The following is a 19,110-nucleotide window of genomic DNA, read 5'->3' on the forward strand; positions in this document are numbered from 1 at the left end:
TTGTTAAGATTCTGACGTGTCTAGTTCACCATTGATTTCTTCAAATAGAGACAGTAATTCCTCATTGGGCTGTTGACCGTAGCGACTTTGAAAATAATCAATAAAAAGTGATTTTACATCCTTCTCCAAGTCGGCTATGGGCTTTTCTGTCGCAAGCGGGTTGGTGCGATTTTGCACGATGGGTATGATATGAATGATGCCATCGTGTGCTTCTTGCAAACTTTTTAACGCGGCTGAGGTCATAAATGTATCGCTCACCATCGTCAATTCTACCAAGGTATTTGGATTGCTTTGCAACCAATCTACTGCGATATCAATATCTTCAAAACGTTTGCGTACGAGCGTGCGTCCGCCATGTAAGCGATGTGGCGTATATTGCGTAGCTTCATCGGGGGCGAGATCGACGATGATGACTTTCTTTTCTTGCCCTGCTTCGGAGAATGAATAGGCGAGAGGACTACCAGAATATATAATTGGCGACGATGCAGTGCCGAGCTGATGATGACGATGTAGATGGCCTAAAGCCGTATATTGGATCTGCGATGGAATTGCATCAGTGTAGATCAAGTCTGCATTTCCAATTTTTAATGGTTTTTCGCCTTCTGGTTCTTCCAGCATTTCGCCACCGCGCTTCATCATATATAAGTGCGTGACCAGTAGATTGACGCCGTGCGTGTCGCAATATGTATCGGCAAGATTTTGCCAGTGCGTTGCTAATATTTCATGCAGTTTGATATCACGATCATCGCCTTCACCGAGATATTGCTTCAAGCGAAGCTCATTGGTATATGGCGTAGCAATGATGCGCAATGGATAATTAAAACGAGGAAGCAGCAATTCTATAAAACCTTTATCGGTATGTGTTATGCGAAAACCTTGGGGCGTGGCCGATGTATTGAGTTGCGCATTAGGATAACCTACAAATAGAATTCCGCAAGCACGTGCTAATGGATCAGGCGCATCAATTCTATCAGCAGAATCGTGGTTGCCAGCAATGGCAATTACTGGACGTTTTCCGTTATTCGTCAAACGTTTTAGTGTGCCGTATAGTAATTCGATCGCATCTACAGGAGGGCTGAATGTGTCAAATAGATCGCCAGCTACCAATACCACATCTACATCTTCTTGATCTGCTATTTCACAGATTTCATTGAGAACGTCTTGCTGTTCTTGTATTCGGGAAAAGAAATCTAATCGTTTGCCCAAATGCCAATCTGCTGTGTGTAATATGCGCATAGTTAAAGCTTCTTTCCGTGTAAGACGTTAAAATTACTGATTTTATTTTTGTCGGACTATTTTTGCTATCTTCGAAATCGTTATTAATCGTCAACAGTCAGTATTTATGCGTTTTATCTATTTGCTGGTGTTCTTCTTTGTCACCATCTCCATAGCACATGCTCAGCTCAAGGCTGTTCATAAAAAAGGTAGTTATTCGTATTGGGTCAACACGCCATCTCAAACCGATCTTAAAGCCAATAAATTGCCCATTCTAGTTTTCTTACACGGAAGAAGTTTGTCTGGTTCTGATATAAATCGTGTGAAGCGTTATGGCGTGTTACGAGCAATCGAAAAGGGGCGTTCAATCGACGCGATTGTGGTCGCTCCACAGACCTCGAATGGTTGGGATGCTGATAAAGTGATGAATATCGTAGACGAAGTGCTGGAAAGCTATAGTGGCGATCCCAATCGTATTTATATTTGTGGAATGAGCATGGGCGCATACGGTACCATGGATGTGGCCGGTAAATATCCAGATAGAATTGCGGCAGCAGTGGCCATTTGTGGTGGTGGCACATTGACGCTTGCTTGTGGACTCACACAAGTACCATTATGGATTCAGCACGGAAATAGTGATCGTGTTGTGCCGCTCTCCGAGTCGCAAAAAATATATAAAGCCATTAAGAAGTGCAATCCGGAAGCAGATGCTAGGCTAACTGTAGTGCCCGGAGGTACACATGGCAGCGTAGAAAATCTTTTCCATCAAGATGCGATCTACGATTGGATGTTCGGTTATGCGTTATAAAATGTAAACTTTGTGTTTAGGTCGTTTCGGGATTTTCCAAAAGATCTGTAACACAACCCAAGACTTCGTGCTCGCTTGCTCCGTTTTCGAGCATGCTGAATGCGATGTAAGCGGCATAAATCTCGCTGTTAAATACTTCGTGTTTATCGGCAAGCGCCTTGTCCAACGAATCTTCTCGCACTTGCACACCAATATGCTCCAGCTCGTTGTGCAAGTTGGTTGATATGCTGCTGTGATCCTCTCCGCAAGCGAATCCTAATATAATATGTAGCACCAGTTTATCATAGACCTCTGGATCTATTCCGCTTAATTTATTGACATATACGGTGTTGTCAAATCTCTTCTTAGCGCTGCATACAATCTTGTCCCAGATGAGGAACTCTGTTTTTGTCTGCATAATGATAGGTTTATTATTACTGTAAATTTAGTAAAATATTCCAGATCAGCACTATAAAGATATACTTTTGTGCTTATTCGTTTTCTAGTTCTTTTTTGTACGATTTGATATTGTTCATGATCTTTTCCGGTAATTCAGGATATTTGATGTCTTTACGTTCCGATAGTATTTCTAACAGAATTTGGGCTACTACGTAACGAGCTACCCATTTGTTGTCGGATGGAACGATATACCAAGGCGCACTATCTGTACTTGTATTTCTGATAGCGTCTTCATAATACTGCATGTATTCATCCCATTTCTTTCGTTCGGAAAGGTCGCTTGGTGAAAACTTCCAGTTTTTATCCTCATTATTCAATCTTCTTAAGATGCGGTTCTTTTGTTCATCCTTACTGATGTGTAAGAAATACTTAAAGATGATGGTGCCATTTTCTACCAAATGCTTTTCGAAGTTGTTGATCTGTTCGAAACGTTTGGACCAGAAGTCAGTTGGCAAATGGTCTGTGTCTACCACATCAGGCAGGTGCTCATCTGCTAAATTGTGCTGATGTACGCGCGATACCAATACATTCTCGTAATGTGTGCGATTAAATACACTGAATTTGCCTCGTCCTGGTAGGGCGATATAATGGCGCCACAGATAATCGTGTTGATACTCTTGAGATGTAGGCACTTTGAAGCTGTGTACGATCACACCACGCGCATTAAATTTTTCGAAAACTCTTCGAATCAACGAATCTTTTCCAGAAGTGTCCATTCCCTGTATACAGATCAATACACTGTATCGGTCGTGTGCGTACATCACATCTTGTAGATGAGCTAATTCTTTTCGGATTTTCTTCAAACGAGACTTCGCTTCTTTCTTTTTGATTTTTGGTTTTATATTGGTTGGTGCTTCGGTAATCAAAAAGTCGTTCTTGGCTTGGTATTTATTATTGTATAGACTCATGTGTTTGTGTGTTGCGTTTTTTACATTATAGTTAACAATTGAATGAGGTAATGGTTTTTTGGTTAGGTTTTGTCTCTTGTGAACAAATGTTCACTCTTATTTATCATTACCTAATTTATCACTAATATTGATAATAAATCAAAATATCACTAATATTGATGATAAATCAAAATATCACTAATATTGATGATATTTTGATCAGTGATTTTCATTATATTTGATTTCAATACATACTGCTATGAAACATGCCATACTAACAGGGGATATTGTCAATTCGCGAATGGTCGATGGGCAGCTGTGGAGTGAACAACTACGATTAGTACTATCTATATACTCAGAAAATTACGACATTTATCGTGGTGATAGCTTTCAGGCAATAATGCCGATGGAGAAAGCAATCGTATGTGCTGTCGTATTGATGGCTAGGTTACAAACTATAGATGGTATACGCGTGCGTATCGGATTGGGCATTGGTGAAGTTAATCAAGCCGCCAACACAGTCAGAGAATCAACAGGCGAAGCCTATATCCGATCTGGAGAAGCATTCGACGATCTGCGTCGAGATCTTTTTAAGATGAGTAGTCCTTGGCCCGAAAAGGATAGAATCATCAATATTCTGATGGGCTTATGTACGGAAATTATGGGTCGATGGACCGTTAATATGGCGGAATCATTTGTGGCAGCCATAGAAAATCCAGAAAAGAACCAAGTACAACTTGCCCAACTATTAAACCGTAAATATCAAAGTCAGCTAAGTACGGAGCTCACGAAAGCAGGCTTTGCAAAAATTCAGGAAAGCGTAAATTATTGTACAGAACAACTGATGAAACCATGATAGTCCTACTACTTCAATTTTTGCTAGCGCATGTATTGGGGGATTTTGTATTGCAGCCAAAATCTTTGGTCGAGAAAAGAAAGGTGCACATCAAGTATTTGTTGTTACATGTTGCTATACATGCGCTCGCGCTCATAATCATCTTTTCGCAGACATTACTGAATCATTGGCAAGGAATCATATTTATTGTGGCGACGCATCTAGCGATCGATAGCTTGAAGATTTGGTATGAGGATAGGTGGCCTGCCAAGCCATTTAGAGCGTTTGCTGTTGATCAAATGTTGCATTTGCTCATGATTGCCTTAGTCATAATTTTTTACTATCCTGATTATTTTCAACAGCTGGTATTATGGTCGCCAACCAATTTGCTATACATACTGACTTTACTTGTCTTGATATTTGTAACACCGATAATCATGCGGGTATTTTTTAGCAGATGGGATACAGAGCAAGCGTTTACTGGAAAGAAAATGGATACATTGCTAGATGCTGGTTTGGTGATTGGTGTTTTAGAACGATTAATGGTTGTCATTTTTATTCAACTAAATTTTTTGCCGGGAATAGGATTTCTGCTTGCAGCCAAATCTATCTTTCGTTTTGGCGATTTAACTAATGCCAAGAACACAAAATTCACAGAATATATCTTACTCGGTACCTTCTTAAGTTTTACAATAGCGCTGCTGTTGGGTGTTTTGCTGAAGTATACGCGCGAAAATTGGTTGTAATGGGTATGTGTCAACGTATCAATTTTAGTAGGTTAAACATTTGTTTTTGAAATAGTTGGTCTGTTTTTTGTAACTTCCATCAGATAAGTGTCAAAATAAACTAATTATGCGTATATATCTTATTTGCTTCCTACTATCACAAGTGTGTTTGTGCCATGCACAAAAGGCTGATTTAAACGGTGCCAGAAAAAATTTCAACCAAGGCGTGAAGAATAAAGAGCTCTGTGAAAAATACCACGAACACTTACAAGAGACGGCAAAGACACCGGTTGAGAAAGGTTACGAGGCTGCATTTCACATGTTTATGGCCAAGCATACCGCAAATCCTATCAAGAAAATGAGCTATTTCAAAAATGCAAAGAGCATGTTGGAAGATCTGATAGAAGCAAATCCCCAAGAAGTGGAGCTACGATTTATTCGCCTTTGTATTCAATATTACTCGCCAAAATATTTAGGTTACCATAGTGAAGTCGAAAACGACAAGACATTTGTGATGAATAATTTGCATAAAATGTCGGATAAGCAAGCCAAGCAATTAATCTTTGATTACTTAGACGGTGCTAAAATGTATACAGATCGTGAGCTAGCTTTATTAGGACGCTAAAATCACTGAATTTTCCTCTAATAATTTGCTTGTATTTGTAGATCGTAATTTTTATCTTTGCCGATCAATAAATACAATTAACAAATTAATTAAATAACAATGTACGCAATAGTAAATATAGCAGGACAGCAATTCAAGGTTGCAAAAGACCAATATCTTTTCGTGCACCGTTTGCAGGGAGATGAAGGCGCTAGTATTGAATTTGACAACATATTGTTAGCAGAAGACGGTGGTAAATTCACTGTAGGTACACCTAGTATTTCAGGTGCTAAAGTTTCAGCTACGATTTTGTCTCATTTGAAAGGTGATAAAGTAATCGTTTTCAAGAAAAAACGTCGTAAAGGCTACAAAAAGAAAAACGGTCACCGTCAAAGTTTCACTAAAATCCAGATCACTGGTATTAGTTTGTAAGGAGAGAAGTCGGAAAGACTTTGATAATAATTGAATTTTTAATCTGACTTAAAGTCATAAATTAAGATAATAAAATGGCACACAAAAAAGGTGCGGGTAGTTCCAAGAACGGCCGTGAGTCACACAGCAAGAGACTAGGTATTAAAATATTTGGTGGTCAACAAGCAATCGCTGGTAATATCATCGTTCGTCAGCGTGGTACAAAACACAACCCTGATGCTAACGTAGGTATCGGTAAAGATCATACATTGTACGCTTTAATTCCTGGAACAGTTGTTTTCCGCAAAAAAGCGAATGATAAATCATACGTTTCTGTAGTTCCTGCTGCTGAGCAGAACTAAGGATACCTTATTTCATAAAAAAGCCTTTGAACAATTTGTTCAAAGGCTTTTTTGTTTTTTTTAGATCGCTTCAGCCTCGTGCCTCGGATTCGCAAGGACATGAGAATTACGACAGCTTACCGTATAATACGTTTGATCTTATTTGATCGTTTAATAAGCTTATATAAGGACTCATAATCTTCCTCCTCCAGATTATTATAAATCTTTTGCAACTGCTTGATGTGCTCTTCTAAAACCTCTAAGACGTTTTCTCGGTTTTGCTTTAAAATGGGCGTCCACATATCCGGAGATGACTTAGCCAAACGTACGGTTGATTCAAAGCCTGATCCGGCTAATTCAAAGATTCTGCCTTGTGATTTTTCTTTTTGTAACACGGTTAATGCCAAAGCAAAAGAGGTGATGTGTGAGATATGCGATACATAAGCCGTGTGCATATCATGCTCTTCTGCATTCATAAATACGGATCGCATTTCCAATTGTTCACTAATACTTTCAGCGATATCAAACGCATCCTCATCAGTTTTAAATGCTTCTACATAAACCATTACTTTATCTCTAAACAAATCGCGAATGGCTGCTTCAGGGCCAGAATATTCTGTTCCAGCCATCGGGTGAGCCGCGATATAACGGCCACGATTAGGATGTTGTTCTATGTGTTGTAGGATATTGATCTTAGTAGATCCCATGTCGATCACCACGTGCTGCTCGATTCTGTCCAGAATATAAGGTGCAAGTTGCATAATAGCATCAACTGGTACCGTCAAGACGAGTACTTTGCATTTTGCTATGGCAGTTTCCAAGTCAACCATCTCGTCAACTAACCCGAGCTGCAGAGCCTTTTTCTGGTTGCTCTCGCTTTTATCAACACCAAAGATGCGTGTGGCAAAATGAGTTTCTCGAAGTCTCATCGCCATTGACCCACCAATCAAACCGACTCCAATGATCGCGATGTTCATATTATTTTGCATGCTACTATTTTATTAGCTATTTGTAGATAAAGACCTTTATTCTTTCGATCGCTCGGTCGAAGGTTTCTTCTGTTGCACATAGACTGATCCGGACGTATTTTGATCCGGCTTCGCCGAATATGCCACCAGGAGTAATGAATACATTAGCATTATATAAAATGCTGTCTGTTAATTTGTAAGAATCAATATTATGATCCGATACTTTAGCCCAAACAAACAAGCCAACTTGATCGTTCTGGTAGCTACATCCCAGTAAATCCATAATTTTAAATACCTTTTCGCGGCGTTTTCGATATACAGTATTCAGTTCATCATACCACGATTGATCCAATGATAATGCTTTGGCAGCAGCAGCTTGTACCGGGAAAAACATTCCCGAATCCATATTAGATTTGAAACGTAAAATTTCGTCAATTCTATCAGCTTTTGCTACCATCATACCGACACGCCATCCGGCCATGTTTACTGATTTGCTTAAGGAATTAAGCTCAATTGCCACATCCATTGCACCGTCCACGCTCATGATGCTCATGGGTTCTTCATTGAGTATAAAGCTATACGGATTATCGTGGCAGATCAAAATGTTGTGCTTTTTGCCAAAAGCAATAATGTCTTTGAAAAATGTCGTAGTGGCTTTAGCACCAGTAGGCATATGCGGATAATTGATCCACATCATTTTCACTCCTTGCAAACCATTTGCTTCCAAGGCTTGCAAATCGGGCAACCAATTGTTGGTTTCCGATAAAGTATACGGCACAGCAGTAGCTTCGCTAAGTCGCACAGCCGAAGCGTAAGTGGGGTAACCAGGATTTGGAATCAAGACCTTATCTCCAGCTTGTAAATACGTCATGCAAATATGCATGATGCCTTCTTTCGATCCCATCAATGGCAGTACTTCGGTGGCAGCATCTAAATTTACCTGATAATATTTTTGATACCAGTTTGCAATAGCCTCTCGCAAAATAGGACTGCCTTTATAACTTTGATAGCCATGTACGCTGTCTGAAGATGCATGTTTAACTAATTCTTCTACAACAGTTGGGTGTGGTGGTAGATCTGGACTTCCTATTGCCAGGTTGATGATGTTTTTGCCCGCCTTGTTTAGCGCATCTATTTCGCGAAGTTTTTTCGAAAAGTAGTATTCTTGCGTCTGTTCAAGGCGTTTTGCTACGGCTATCTGCATTTGATTGATATAATAATGTCTTTCTATATTTATGCTTGAAGCACGAATGTATTAATTTTTTACGTTAATCTAATGACAGCTTTACAATTGCTTGCACAGAAGATTTAGTTGTTATTTGACTATTCTTCTCGTTTGGTTAAATATCAAAATAATGACACAAAGTTGTTGCTATTCGCATAAAACGAATGCAGTAGGTCAAATTTTGCTACATTTGTACAATTAAAATACTGAATGAAGACATATTTTAGACTATTATCTTTTGCTAATCCCATTGCAAAATATGCTATACCGTACATCATCTGTACACTTATTACGGTCGTATTTGGTACGTTGAACTTAGCGTTACTAGCGCCGCTGTTGCAAGTGTTATTTAAAGGAACGGGCGACGAAGGGATGACGGCTTCTGAGGTGGTAACTAAGCCATCAGAATTAACGGATATTGGCAGTTGGTTCACCTATTATGCTGACCGGTTGTATTATGATCTTGGCCCGTACGAAGCATTGAAGTACGTGTGTATCGTGATCGTTATATCGGTGCTAATCAGTAATATATTTCGATATTTCTCACAGCGGATCATGGAGAATCTCCGTATTCATACCTTATTGAATCTGCGGCGGGCTGTATTTGATAACGTGATGGGTTTGCATTTAGGTTATTTTACTAATCAACGTAAAGGAGATGTGATTTCGAAGATTGCATCTGATGTGCAAGTGGTACAATTTTCGGTAACAGGTACTTTGCAGGTAGCTTTCAAAGAACCGCTGCAGCTGATTGCTTACATGATTATGCTATTTGTGTTCTCCGTGAAACTGACTCTGTTCTCTTTACTGGTTATTCCAGTTTCTGCATTTTTTATTTCCCGAATTGTAAAAACACTAAAATCACAAGCGACAGAAGCACAGCAATCGTATGCCAATATGATCACCTATTTGGATGAAGCACTTTCCGGTGTAAAAATTATAAAGTCCTTCAATGCGAATTTCTTTGTTAAAGATCGTTTTAATAAGGAAAATCACCGCTATGCTAATATCATGCGTAGGATGGTGCGCCGGCAGCAAATGGGTTCTCCTGTATCCGAGCTTTTAGGCGTCGTGATGGTAGCCGTCATTCTAGTATATGGAGGCCATTTGGTTTTGAGTGGTAGTGGTGAGTTGGGCGCTTCTGAATTCATCGCCTATATTGCTATATTTTCTCAAGTAATGCGCCCAGCAAAAGCACTTACAGATGCATTTAGTAGCGTGCATAATGGTATTGCTGCAGGCGAGCGTGTTTTGGAGTTGATCGACGAGAAGAATGAAGTAAAAGACGCACCTGGCGCAAAATCAGTGACAGAATTTGAAAAAGGGATTTCCTTTGAAAATGTTCATTTTGCGTATGGTGATCACGAAGTGTTACGCGATATAAATCTAGATATTCCTAAAGGTGGCACAGTTGCTTTGGTTGGGCCTTCTGGTGGTGGTAAATCAACCTTGGTAGATCTCATACCAAGGTTTATGGATGTTACTAGTGGTGCCATTCGCTTTGATGGCATGGATTTGCGAGACTTGAAGCAGGAAGATTTACGCGCGATGATTGGCGTCGTTAATCAAGAATCGGTGCTATTCAACGATACCATCTTTAACAACATTGCGTTTGCCAATACAGATGCAACAGCAGAGCAAGTCGAAGCGGCAGCTCGCATAGCCAATGCGCATGAGTTTATCTTAAAGACGGAAGACGGGTACCATACTAATATTGGTGATCGTGGTTCTAAATTATCTGGCGGACAACGACAGCGCATTTGTATTGCTCGAGCAGTGCTAAAAAATCCGCCGATTATGCTCTTGGATGAGGCGACATCTGCCTTGGATACAGAGTCTGAAAAATTGGTGCAAGATGCGTTATATGCATTAATGAAAAACCGCACCACAGTAGTCATTGCACATAGATTGAGTACGATACATAATGCGGATAAAATTATTGTATTAGAAGGTGGATCTATCCGTGAGGTAGGCACACATCTAGAATTGATCGCTAAAAATGGATTATACAACCGCTTAATAGAGATGCAACAGTTTTCTAGTTAAGCGATTGAGATGAAGAGAATCTGGGGTATCGTCTGGAAAGTTTCGCTGGGCATTCTGTGTTTATTTATCCTTTTCATATTTTGGATGTCGCCACGATTAGGCGGTTTGATCCCGATCGGCAAAGATCAGATAGATTCGACCATCTTTCGATTAACATTTGATGACGAAAAACCAGCTACGATACAGCTTCATTATCCCGACTTGTCACAGGGCAAAGATTATATCTATTTGCGAGAAACCTATAATTTGGATAGTATCGTACAGGATTGTACAAGTGATTTTGAAAAGATTACGGCTATTCAAAGTTGGGTACAGAGTCGGTGGGAGCACGATGGCGCTAATGTACCGGAATACCATGATGCTGCCTATATCTTGCAAGAAGCGAAAAAAGGACGCCGATTTCGTTGTGTAGAATATGCAACAGTAGCTCAGCAGTGTTTAGCATCACTGGGATTCGCGACACGCCAATTGAGTTTGATGACGCGTGATATTTCCGAAGTAAAGTGGGGCGGTGGTCATGTTGCTAATGAAGTATATGTAGCCGACATCCGAAAGTGGATTTTTATAGATCCGCAATACGACGTGATTACCGTACGAAACGGCGTGCCGATGAATGCGGTAGAATTGCAAACGTGTATTGCTAATGGAGATGTTTTTGATTTGCTTAACCCGGATGGTATTATAAGCAAGGAAGATTACAAACGATGGATTGCACCTTATTTGTATTACTTTACCATATCACTGCAACGAGGACCAACTACCGTGTGGGATAGAATAGTAGGGAATAAGCGGCAACTAACCTTATATTCGAAAGATGCTGCGCAACCGGTATATTTTCAGAAGATGATGAGGCTCAACACGGCAATTTATACGCACCGTATGAAAGAGTTCTACCCTTCGGTAAAACATTAGTTATAAAAAACTGTCTTAGCAGTGTTATGACGCCCTTGTTGTCGGCCTAATATGCTGTTGGCACAACTATTTTTAGGGGATTTTTTGATACATTTGTATCTGTTAGATATTTAGGAAAGTGGCATGGACGCAGAGCAGAAACTAGATTTTTTAATTAATAACCCAAGTTTGGATCCGCAGCTCAAAGCGGTAGCTCTTAAAGTGCGCGACAGTGAGCGGATTAGCTTCGACGAAGGTGTGTATCTGTACGAGCATGCCGAGTTGTCGTATCTTGGCGTTTTAGCCAATCACATTCGCGAAGCGCGACACGGCGATATCACCTATTTCAATCGAAACTTTCACATAGAACCGACCAATGTTTGCGTGTACGACTGTAAGTTTTGTTCGTATTCTCGGATGATTAAACAACGCGAAGAGGGTTGGGAGATGGATGTGGATGGCATGCTTGATGTGGTCAAGAAGTACGATGGCGAACCAGTTACCGAAGTACATATCACTGGTGGTGTAGTTCCTAAGCAAAACTTAGCATTTTATGCAGAGTTTTTCCAGCGCTGTAAGGCGCATCGTCCTGATTTGCATATCAAAGCATTAACACCTGTAGAATATTATTATATTTTCAAAAAAGCAAAGCTATCACATTACGAAGGTATGAAATACCTGAAAGAAGCCGGTTTGGATTCCATGCCTGGTGGTGGTGCAGAGATTTTTCATCCAGAAATCCGCGAACAGATCGCGCATGATAAATGTACGGCAGAGCAATGGTTGGATATTCATGAGCAAGCGCATAAGCTCGGCATGCACACCAATGCGACGATGCTGTACGGACATATCGAGCAATATTGGCATCGTGTAGATCACATGGAACGCTTACGTCAATTGCAAGATCGTACGCAAGGATTTCAAACATTTATCCCACTAAAATTTCGGAATAAGGACAACCAGATGGAACATGTTCCCGAAGTATCCGTGATCGAAGATTTGCGTAATTATGCCATTGCCAGAATCTACTTGGATAATTTTTCGCACATAAAAGCCTATTGGGCTATGATATCCCGCGATACCGCACAGATGTCCCTTAGCTTTGGCGTGGATGATATTGATGGCACGTTGGATGATACCACCAAAATCTACAGTATGGCTGGTGCAGAAGAACAAACTCCAGCTATGTCTACGCAAGAATTGGTAGAACTTATTCGTCATGTTGGTCGTCATCCTGTCGAACGAGATACCGTGTACAATGTGGTTACGGATTTTAAAGACGTGACATTCGATAATGAGCCTAAGAAAAACTATTACGCATTACCGGTAGTAAATTAAGAAATATTGAAGAAAACGTTTTATTTCATACGACACGGACAGACCGACCTTAACTTGCGCGGAATTGTACAAGGACGTGGTGTGAACTCGCCGCTGAATGAAATGGGAAGAAAGCAAGCAGAAGCTTTCTTTCAAGCTTATAAGCATGTGCCTTTCGATAAGGTATACACCTCTACGTTGGTGCGAACACACGAGACTATCGCCTCTTTTGTAACGGCAGGAATTCCGACAGAACAGTTGATTGGTTTAGACGAGATCAGTTGGGGAATCTACGAGGGAAGAGAGCAGGATGAGACGATTATGGCCGGTTTTAAAACGCTCGTTGAGCAGTGGCGCAACAATTTACTGGATGTAGCAGTCGAGAATGGCGAATCGCCCAATGCGTTGGTACAAAGACAGCAGGAAGCCATGCAGCACATACTTGCACAAGAAGATGAAGAGTTGGTGCTTGTTTGTCTGCACGGACGTGCGTTACGCATTTTGCTTTGCCATCTTACGGAAATGGAAGTTTGCCAGATGGACGATTTTCCGCACACCAACACGGCGCTATACATCGTAGAATACGAAGATGGCAAGTATAGCATTGTAGATCACTACAATACCAAACATTTAGACGATTTAGAATTAGATGCCTGATAATATACGGATTGCAGTCGCAACCTACACCAATACATTACCATTTCTAAAAGGATTACAAACTTCATCAGCGATTAGTAGCGATGCAGAATTGCTGATGGATTACCCCAGCGCCTGTGCCGAAAAAGTGATCCGCGGTGAGGCCGACCTGGGCATTATTCCCATTCAAGCGTTGCTCGATATTCCCAACTATCATATCGTTGGAGATTATTGTATCGGTAGCGATGGGGCAGTAGATTCCGTTTTTGTTTTTTCGAAAGTTCCTATAAACGAGGTTAAGGTTTTACGACTTGACCCGCAATCGAAAACTTCCAATGGTCTGGCTCGTATCTTATTAAAATATTTCTGGCGTAAGGAGGTGGATGTGGTATTAGCTGGGCAGGCAGACGCAGAAGTATTGATCGGTGATCGCACCTTTGGACAGAAACAAGTACACGCTTATGCTTATGACTTAGGTGCCTGCTGGAAAGAATTTACGGGTTTGCCATTCGCCTTTGCGGTTTGGGCTGCGAATAAAGAACTTCCTTTGGCGTTTGAAACCGTATTTAATGAAGCATTAGCTCATGGTCTAACACAGATGGATGACGTGATTGCCGATTTGCCCAATCTTCCAAACTTTGATTTCGAAGATTATCTAAAAAATAAATTGGATTTCCATCTTACAGATGAGAAACGGCAAGCAATAGCACGATACTTGGAGCTGTACCAGACTTTATAAACAGCTGAACTCTGGCTTATATAATACTTAAAAAAATACAAGCCCACCCAACAAGTAGCAGTAAGCCACCAAGCGGTGTAATAGGCCCTAAAAATTTAAGCCCATCGGCTTTCCAGTATTCTTTGAAAGATAGTAAGTAGATGCTGCCAGAAAAGACTAAGGTTCCGTAAAAAATACCAAAAAATGCCCACCGCGCTACGCGCAAATCAAAATCAAGACCAAAACCGATAGCAAGTAATGTAATTGCGCTATACATCTGATAGCGAACACCGACTTCAAACGAAGCTATTTTTTCTTCCGATAGGATTTTCTTTAATGCATGCGCGCCAAAAGCACCGAAAACTATAGCCAAGAAGCCAAAAACGGCGCCGGCAATTAATACTGTTTTTTGCATATTGTTGATGTATAAACTGAGGCTAAATTATATAATATTCGTGATGTTGGAATTAAATACGGAGAATTTTCTTGATCAACCTGATTGTTTGATAGCTGCAAGCCTCGCAGATCCAATTATCAACTCAAAAATCGCGTAGAAATACGTTCTATTTGCTCATACTTTGGTTAAGTCTGAGTATACAACATTAAAAATCCCCATTAAAGTCATCCAAAATGAGATGATCTTAATGGGGATCTGAGAAATCATCGCCTTTCTTACCAGCGATAACTTAGCTTTTACTTCTTGTCTATTTTGTATAAGCGGCCGCTATCCGTTACCGTGTACAATGCACCACCTTTGCCTTGCGTGATATCGCGGAAGCGTTGGCCTTCGCTAGCCAGCAAACGTTCTTCGCCAACAACTTTATTGTCTTTGATCACGATACGAGCGATATGTGTTGAACTTAGCCCGCTGATGAATAAGTTGTTTTTCCATTCAGGCACATTGCTTCCTTTGTAGAAAGTCATTCCGCTAGGAGACAATACTGGATCCCAGTAATAAACCGGTTGTTCCATGCCTTCATTCTGTTGAATAACCGGTGTACCAATTTGATCACCGCTATACTCCAAGCCATAAGTAATCACTGGCCAGCCGTAGTTATTTCCTGGTTTGATCAAATTAATCTCATCACCACCCCGTGGGCCAAATTCGCTATTCCACAATTCGCCAGTTTCAGGATGGAATGCCAAGCCCTGTGTATTACGATGTCCGTAAGAATAGATTTCAGGTAAAGCATCCGCTTTTCCTTCAAAAGGATTGCCTGCCACAGCTTTACCTTCTGTGGTAATGCGCAGAATCTTTCCTAGTGCAGATTTCAGATCTTGCGATTGTGGACGAGTTTCTAAGTCAGAACGTTCACCTGTACTTACAAATAAGTTTCCGTCTTTATCAAATGCGACACGACCGCCGTAATGTAATTTGCCATCGTAAGTAGGCAAAGCGCGGTAAATCACCTGTGCATTTTCGATTTTGCTATCATCGGCAGCCAATTTACCTTTTGCTACAGCAGTATGATTTCCATTCGCAGCAGGCTCCGCAAATACCCAATATACCATTCTATTGGATTCAAAATCTGGATCAAGCGTTAAACCTAATAAACCACCCTGTCCATTATCATCCACTTTCGGTAAATCAGTGATTGGCTCACTAACTTTAGCCGTTGATGCATCTACGATGCGCATATTACCCGCTTTTTCGGCGACTAGTAAGCGGCCATCAGGCAATTCAACAATACCCCAAGGTGAGGTAAGCGCATCCGTAATCATTTTACCTTCAAATGCGGTGCTAGTTTTCACACCTGCGATTCGGGTTTGTCCTTCAAAGGCAGGTTTGTATTCGGTGTTTGCTTTATTTTTTTCGACGGGTGCATACGAAGTAGTATCGCTGCCGTTATCGGCATTTTCTGAAGTTGAATTTGTACCGCTGCATGATGCAGAAGTCATTAAGGCCACAGCTAACGCTGTAGGAATCATAAATTTGATGTTTTTCATAAGTAAGATATACTGATATATGCAATTAATTGTATTCTGGTCTTTTAGGGAAATTAGCAACATGCGCGTATTTCGGCCCTAAACTGATTAATGTATGTTTCCACAGATCTTCGCCATCTATAATGAAGGCTAGATCGGTACTATACGAATTATGTACAGCCCAACAGTTTTGCTGTATTTCGAGTTCTAGCTGATCTGGGCTCCAGCCCGAGTAGCCAAGAAACAATTTGACTTCTTCGGTCGATATCTCACCTCGATTAATCAGCGCTACGAGCCGCTCAAAATCGCCTCCCCAATATAGGTTGTCGACTACACGTGTACCACTCTCCAAACGATCATACGCCTGATGAACAAAGTAGAGTGTATTTTGTTCTACTGGCCCTCCCAAGTAGACAGGAAAGTTAAGATTCTCTACGCCATCCACGATATCGGATAATACCATGAATGAGCGGTGATTTAAAATTAATCCAACAGTACCATCGTCGGTATCGTGCTCACACAACAAAATGACAGAACGTTCAAAGTTCTGGTCGAGCATAAAAGGCTCTGACACGATTAAGCTTCCTTGCTTTGGTTCGAATTCGCTAAACATACATGATCCTCCTTTCCTACACCAAATTTATCGATTGTGTCTAGCAATCCCTAGTTTTTGACAATAAATTTAACATCCTTGTGGGTAAAACAAGGTGCTTTTGATTAAGTTTGTGCATATCAACATATGTTTTGATGGCGATTATACGACAAGAATTAGCGGATCTTCGAGAGGATTATGTTAAGGGATCATTCGATTACGAAAATGCACTCGCTGATCCTATTCAGCAGTTTGCTGCGTGGCTAGACGATGCCTTGCGTGCGGAAGTGATTGAGCCGACAGCGATGGTGTTATCTACTATTGATGAACGGCAAATGCCGCAATCTAGGGTGGTGCTATTGAAAGATATCAAACCACAAGGGTTCAGTTTTTTCACCAATTACGACAGTGCCAAAGGGCAGCAAATTGCACAACATCCTGCTGTATCATTACTTTTCTTTTGGCCAGAATTGCAACGGCAAGTACGTATTGTTGGGAAGATCGAACAACTCCCAGCCGCAGAATCTGATCAATATTTTAAATCCAGACCGCGCGGAAGCCAGATTGGTGCTGCAGCATCGCCACAAAGCCAGATTATTCCCGATCGATTTTTTTTAGAGGAACGCATAGCCAAAATTGATACGCAATACTCCGATGAACTAACCATACCAAGGCCTGCGCATTGGGGCGGTTATCTGGTACAACCAGTCGAAATTGAATTTTGGCAGGGAAGAGCGAGCCGATTACATGATCGAATAGCTTATGTGACTGAAAATCAAGTTTGGAAAATGCAACGATTAGCCCCATAATATCCATGAGTATACAGATTGAGCATTTACGTACCGTATTATTGGAGCAAATCCATGCAGACGCCGTGCAAGCTGTGCAATTAGAAGGTTTGCAGCCTGCATTATATATCCATCCGGATTATTTGCTGGCAGTATGCTTATTTTTACGAAATGAACCTACATATTATATCGATTTTCTATCCGATATTGCCGCGGTAGATTATTTTCCCGAATCGTATTTTGAGGTCGTATATCAGTTGGCATCTATTCCTCACCAAAGCCGAATCACCTTGAAAGTACGTTGCGATCATGATCGTTCTACCGATTTGCTTCCGGAGTTGCCTTCGATATCCTCGGTATGGCGCACAGCAGAGTGGCATGAGCGTGAAGCATACGATCTGATGGGGATTTTTTTTACAGATCACCCCGATCTGCGTCGTATTCTGATGCCAGATGATTGGGAAGGCTTCCCCCTTCGCAAAGATTATCAAGATCCAGAAATCTATCACGGTATACCGGTAAAAGATTAACTATGAGTCGATACAACGAAGCTTTAGCACGTTATCAAGAGAAGATAGATTCTATTCAATCTCAAGAAATGGTCATTAATATGGGGCCGCAACATCCGTCTACGCACGGTGTTTTGCGCTTAGAATTGATTACTGATGGGGAGATTGTCAAAGAAGTGATACCGCATCTCGGCTACCTACACCGCTGCTTTGATAAGCACGCCGAATCCATGAATTTCGGTAAGAGCATTCCGTTTACGGATCGATTGGATTACTTGTCGTCCATGAACAATAGCCATGCATTTGTGATGGGTGTGGAGCGCATGCTCGGCATGGAACATTCCATACCGAAGCGCGTAGAATACATCCGCGTATTGGTATGTGAACTGAATCGCATTGCTTCCCATCTGATTGCCATTGGTACATATGGAATAGATATCGGCGCATTTACGCCATTTATGTGGTGTTTTCGAGATCGCGAACATATTATGGCCATGTTAGAATGGGCATCTGGTTCTCGCATGCTTTACAATTATATCTGGGTTGGCGGTCTGTTTTACGATTTGCCTGTCGGTTTCGAAGAGCGTTGCCGCGAATTCGTCGACTATTTCAAACCCAAATTGGATGAGTTGGACGAAATCCTGACGAATAATCAAATTTTCATCGCACGAACCGCTAATATTGGTGTATTGCCAGCAGATGTAGCTATTAATTATGGTTGTAGTGGTCCCATGTTGCGCGGCTCGGGTATCAAATGGGATTTGCGAAGAGTCGACGGTTATTCTGTGTACCCCGAATTGGAATTTGACATTCCGGTAGGAGAAGGAAAAATGGGGCAAAAAGGTGATTGCTGGGATCGATACAAAGTGCGTGTAGATGAGGTGCGAGAATCAATTCGTATCATAGAGCAGTGTCTTGCCCGATTGATCACTGATTTCAAGCGAACTCCTGAGTTTGATCCGAGAGCCCTTGTACCCAAGAAAGTCAATCTCAAAGCACAAGATTACTATGTGCGTGCCGAAAATCCGAAAGGTGAACTTGGTTTTTACTTCGTTACCCAAGAGCGTAGCGATATTCCTCGTCGGGTAAAAGCGCGCGGGCCAAGTTTCAACAACCTCTCGGTGTTGCCTGCCTTGGGCAAGAATGTCTTGATTGCCGATTTGATCGCTATATTGGGTTCGATTGATATCGTTCTAGGGGAAGTAGATCGCTAATTATTCATTTATCCAA

22 protein-coding genes are annotated in these 19,110 nt (G+C 41.2%); 14 read left to right on the top strand and 8 right to left on the bottom strand.

From position 1 onward, the window contains the following. Window positions 1-3: 3 nt before the first annotated feature. The gene (locus AC3IRT_RS07030; RefSeq protein WP_489395684.1) at window positions 4-1,236 is read right to left on the bottom strand and encodes a metallophosphoesterase family protein; all 1,233 of its coding nucleotides are present in this window, start codon (window positions 1,234-1,236) and stop codon (window positions 4-6) included. 106 nt (window positions 1,237-1,342) lie between these two features. Between AC3IRT_RS07030 and AC3IRT_RS07035 the strand changes: the two genes are divergently transcribed. Then, a complete protein-coding gene (locus AC3IRT_RS07035; protein ID WP_489395685.1) occupies window positions 1,343-2,023 on the top strand; it encodes a carboxylesterase family protein in 681 nt (226 codons plus the stop codon). A gap of 16 nt (window positions 2,024-2,039) precedes the next feature. On the opposite strand, the gene AC3IRT_RS07040 is transcribed toward AC3IRT_RS07035, so the two are convergent. Both AC3IRT_RS07040 and AC3IRT_RS07045 read right to left on the bottom strand, forming a co-directional pair. Continuing rightward, on the bottom strand, window positions 2,040-2,420 hold the full coding sequence (locus tag AC3IRT_RS07040) for a hypothetical protein (protein WP_489395686.1): 381 nt from the start codon (window positions 2,418-2,420) through the stop codon (window positions 2,040-2,042). A gap of 73 nt (window positions 2,421-2,493) precedes the next feature. Further along, a complete protein-coding gene (locus tag AC3IRT_RS07045) occupies window positions 2,494-3,369 on the bottom strand; it encodes a PPK2 family polyphosphate kinase (protein ID WP_489395687.1) in 876 nt (291 codons plus the stop codon). Between the two features lie 238 nt (window positions 3,370-3,607). Between AC3IRT_RS07045 and AC3IRT_RS07050 the strand changes: the two genes are divergently transcribed. From AC3IRT_RS07050 to rpmA, 5 genes are all read left to right on the top strand, one after another. Then, a complete protein-coding gene (locus tag AC3IRT_RS07050) occupies window positions 3,608-4,204 on the top strand; it encodes a hypothetical protein (RefSeq protein ID WP_489395688.1) in 597 nt (198 codons plus the stop codon). Further along, the gene (locus AC3IRT_RS07055) at window positions 4,201-4,929 is read left to right on the top strand and encodes a DUF3307 domain-containing protein (RefSeq protein ID WP_489395689.1); all 729 of its coding nucleotides are present in this window, start codon (window positions 4,201-4,203) and stop codon (window positions 4,927-4,929) included. Before AC3IRT_RS07050 ends, AC3IRT_RS07055 begins: the two co-directional genes overlap by 4 nt. A 205-nt stretch (window positions 4,930-5,134) precedes the next feature. Next, on the top strand, window positions 5,135-5,533 hold the full coding sequence (locus AC3IRT_RS07060) for a hypothetical protein (RefSeq protein ID WP_489395690.1): 399 nt from the start codon (window positions 5,135-5,137) through the stop codon (window positions 5,531-5,533). A 99-nt stretch (window positions 5,534-5,632) separates the two neighbouring features. Next, on the top strand, window positions 5,633-5,944 hold the full coding sequence (rplU, locus tag AC3IRT_RS07065) for a 50S ribosomal protein L21 (RefSeq protein WP_066751363.1): 312 nt from the start codon (window positions 5,633-5,635) through the stop codon (window positions 5,942-5,944). Between the two features lie 74 nt (window positions 5,945-6,018). Further along, the gene (gene rpmA, locus AC3IRT_RS07070) at window positions 6,019-6,285 is read left to right on the top strand and encodes a 50S ribosomal protein L27 (protein WP_489395691.1); all 267 of its coding nucleotides are present in this window, start codon (window positions 6,019-6,021) and stop codon (window positions 6,283-6,285) included. Between the two features lie 116 nt (window positions 6,286-6,401). On the opposite strand, the gene AC3IRT_RS07075 is transcribed toward rpmA, so the two are convergent. Then, on the bottom strand, window positions 6,402-7,253 hold the full coding sequence (locus tag AC3IRT_RS07075; RefSeq protein WP_489395692.1) for a prephenate dehydrogenase: 852 nt from the start codon (window positions 7,251-7,253) through the stop codon (window positions 6,402-6,404). Window positions 7,254-7,269: 16 nt separating this feature from the next. Then, window positions 7,270-8,436 (bottom strand): pyridoxal phosphate-dependent aminotransferase, encoded by a 1,167-nt coding sequence (locus AC3IRT_RS07080; protein WP_489395693.1) that lies wholly within the window; start codon window positions 8,434-8,436, stop codon window positions 7,270-7,272. A gap of 231 nt (window positions 8,437-8,667) precedes the next feature. Between AC3IRT_RS07080 and AC3IRT_RS07085 the strand changes: the two genes are divergently transcribed. The 5 genes from AC3IRT_RS07085 (at window position 8,668) to AC3IRT_RS07105 (ending at window position 14,086) form a co-directional block, all read left to right on the top strand. After that, entirely contained in the window at window positions 8,668-10,503 is a 1,836-nt protein-coding gene (locus AC3IRT_RS07085) for an ABC transporter ATP-binding protein (RefSeq protein WP_489395694.1), read from the top strand. A 9-nt stretch (window positions 10,504-10,512) separates the two neighbouring features. After that, window positions 10,513-11,415 (top strand): transglutaminase-like domain-containing protein, encoded by a 903-nt coding sequence (locus AC3IRT_RS07090; RefSeq protein ID WP_489395695.1) that lies wholly within the window; start codon window positions 10,513-10,515, stop codon window positions 11,413-11,415. Window positions 11,416-11,538: 123 nt separating this feature from the next. Further along, entirely contained in the window at window positions 11,539-12,732 is a 1,194-nt protein-coding gene (gene mqnE / locus AC3IRT_RS07095; protein WP_489395696.1) for an aminofutalosine synthase MqnE, read from the top strand. 6 nt (window positions 12,733-12,738) lie between these two features. Further along, complete coding sequence (locus AC3IRT_RS07100; protein ID WP_489395697.1) at window positions 12,739-13,368, top strand: histidine phosphatase family protein; 630 nt, start codon at window positions 12,739-12,741, stop codon at window positions 13,366-13,368. Continuing rightward, the gene (locus AC3IRT_RS07105) at window positions 13,361-14,086 is read left to right on the top strand and encodes a menaquinone biosynthetic enzyme MqnA/MqnD family protein (RefSeq protein WP_489395698.1); all 726 of its coding nucleotides are present in this window, start codon (window positions 13,361-13,363) and stop codon (window positions 14,084-14,086) included. Before AC3IRT_RS07100 ends, AC3IRT_RS07105 begins: the two co-directional genes overlap by 8 nt. 16 nt (window positions 14,087-14,102) lie before the next feature. On the opposite strand, the gene AC3IRT_RS07110 is transcribed toward AC3IRT_RS07105, so the two are convergent. The 3 genes from AC3IRT_RS07110 to AC3IRT_RS07120 form a co-directional block, all read right to left on the bottom strand. Continuing rightward, window positions 14,103-14,480, bottom strand: coding sequence for a DUF423 domain-containing protein (locus AC3IRT_RS07110; protein ID WP_489395699.1), 378 nt, complete (start codon window positions 14,478-14,480; stop codon window positions 14,103-14,105). A gap of 278 nt (window positions 14,481-14,758) precedes the next feature. Continuing rightward, window positions 14,759-16,012, bottom strand: a complete 1,254-nt coding sequence (locus AC3IRT_RS07115) for a PQQ-dependent sugar dehydrogenase (protein ID WP_489395700.1) — start codon at window positions 16,010-16,012, stop codon at window positions 14,759-14,761. Window positions 16,013-16,037: 25 nt separating this feature from the next. Beyond that, window positions 16,038-16,604 carry a YqgE/AlgH family protein gene (locus AC3IRT_RS07120; protein ID WP_489395701.1) on the bottom strand — a complete coding sequence of 189 codons (567 nt, stop codon included), beginning with the start codon at window positions 16,602-16,604 and terminating at the stop codon, window positions 16,038-16,040. Between the two features lie 134 nt (window positions 16,605-16,738). Here AC3IRT_RS07120 and pdxH point away from each other — a divergent pair, with 134 nt between their 5' ends. The 3 genes from pdxH to AC3IRT_RS07135 are packed head-to-tail and all read left to right on the top strand — an operon-like array spanning window position 16,739 to window position 19,094. Then, the gene (gene pdxH, locus AC3IRT_RS07125; RefSeq protein ID WP_489395702.1) at window positions 16,739-17,392 is read left to right on the top strand and encodes a pyridoxamine 5'-phosphate oxidase; all 654 of its coding nucleotides are present in this window, start codon (window positions 16,739-16,741) and stop codon (window positions 17,390-17,392) included. Window positions 17,393-17,397: 5 nt separating this feature from the next. Further along, a complete protein-coding gene (locus AC3IRT_RS07130) occupies window positions 17,398-17,901 on the top strand; it encodes an NADH-quinone oxidoreductase subunit C (RefSeq protein ID WP_489395703.1) in 504 nt (167 codons plus the stop codon). A 2-nt stretch (window positions 17,902-17,903) separates the two neighbouring features. Continuing rightward, window positions 17,904-19,094, top strand: a complete 1,191-nt coding sequence (locus AC3IRT_RS07135; RefSeq protein WP_489395704.1) for an NADH-quinone oxidoreductase subunit D — start codon at window positions 17,904-17,906, stop codon at window positions 19,092-19,094. The last annotated feature ends 16 nt before the right edge of the window (window positions 19,095-19,110 follow it).

The organism is Sphingobacterium sp. KH_072, from assembly GCF_057837975.1.

Bases quoted from the DNA above. Each gene is read 5' to 3' on its own strand.
- pdxH (WP_489395702.1), top strand. From the start codon at position 16,739: ATGGCGATTATACGACAAGAATTAGCGGATCTTCGAGAGGATTATGTT.
- rpmA (WP_489395691.1), top strand. From the start codon at position 6,019: ATGGCACACAAAAAAGGTGCGGGTAGTTCCAAGAACGGCCGTGAGTCA.
- AC3IRT_RS07130 (WP_489395703.1), top strand. From the start codon at position 17,398: ATGAGTATACAGATTGAGCATTTACGTACCGTATTATTGGAGCAAATC.
- AC3IRT_RS07090 (WP_489395695.1), top strand. From the start codon at position 10,513: ATGAAGAGAATCTGGGGTATCGTCTGGAAAGTTTCGCTGGGCATTCTG.
- AC3IRT_RS07105 (WP_489395698.1), top strand. From the start codon at position 13,361: ATGCCTGATAATATACGGATTGCAGTCGCAACCTACACCAATACATTA.
- AC3IRT_RS07040 (WP_489395686.1), bottom strand. From the start codon at position 2,420: ATGCAGACAAAAACAGAGTTCCTCATCTGGGACAAGATTGTATGCAGC.
- AC3IRT_RS07120 (WP_489395701.1), bottom strand. From the start codon at position 16,604: ATGTTTAGCGAATTCGAACCAAAGCAAGGAAGCTTAATCGTGTCAGAG.
- AC3IRT_RS07110 (WP_489395699.1), bottom strand. From the start codon at position 14,480: ATGCAAAAAACAGTATTAATTGCCGGCGCCGTTTTTGGCTTCTTGGCT.
- AC3IRT_RS07080 (WP_489395693.1), bottom strand. From the start codon at position 8,436: ATGCAGATAGCCGTAGCAAAACGCCTTGAACAGACGCAAGAATACTAC.
- mqnE (WP_489395696.1), top strand. From the start codon at position 11,539: ATGGACGCAGAGCAGAAACTAGATTTTTTAATTAATAACCCAAGTTTG.
- AC3IRT_RS07085 (WP_489395694.1), top strand. From the start codon at position 8,668: ATGAAGACATATTTTAGACTATTATCTTTTGCTAATCCCATTGCAAAA.
- AC3IRT_RS07050 (WP_489395688.1), top strand. From the start codon at position 3,608: ATGAAACATGCCATACTAACAGGGGATATTGTCAATTCGCGAATGGTC.
- AC3IRT_RS07030 (WP_489395684.1), bottom strand. From the start codon at position 1,236: ATGCGCATATTACACACAGCAGATTGGCATTTGGGCAAACGATTAGAT.
- AC3IRT_RS07115 (WP_489395700.1), bottom strand. From the start codon at position 16,012: ATGAAAAACATCAAATTTATGATTCCTACAGCGTTAGCTGTGGCCTTA.
- AC3IRT_RS07035 (WP_489395685.1), top strand. From the start codon at position 1,343: ATGCGTTTTATCTATTTGCTGGTGTTCTTCTTTGTCACCATCTCCATA.
- AC3IRT_RS07045 (WP_489395687.1), bottom strand. From the start codon at position 3,369: ATGAGTCTATACAATAATAAATACCAAGCCAAGAACGACTTTTTGATT.
- AC3IRT_RS07135 (WP_489395704.1), top strand. From the start codon at position 17,904: ATGAGTCGATACAACGAAGCTTTAGCACGTTATCAAGAGAAGATAGAT.
- AC3IRT_RS07055 (WP_489395689.1), top strand. From the start codon at position 4,201: ATGATAGTCCTACTACTTCAATTTTTGCTAGCGCATGTATTGGGGGAT.
- AC3IRT_RS07075 (WP_489395692.1), bottom strand. From the start codon at position 7,253: ATGCAAAATAATATGAACATCGCGATCATTGGAGTCGGTTTGATTGGT.
- rplU (WP_066751363.1), top strand. From the start codon at position 5,633: ATGTACGCAATAGTAAATATAGCAGGACAGCAATTCAAGGTTGCAAAA.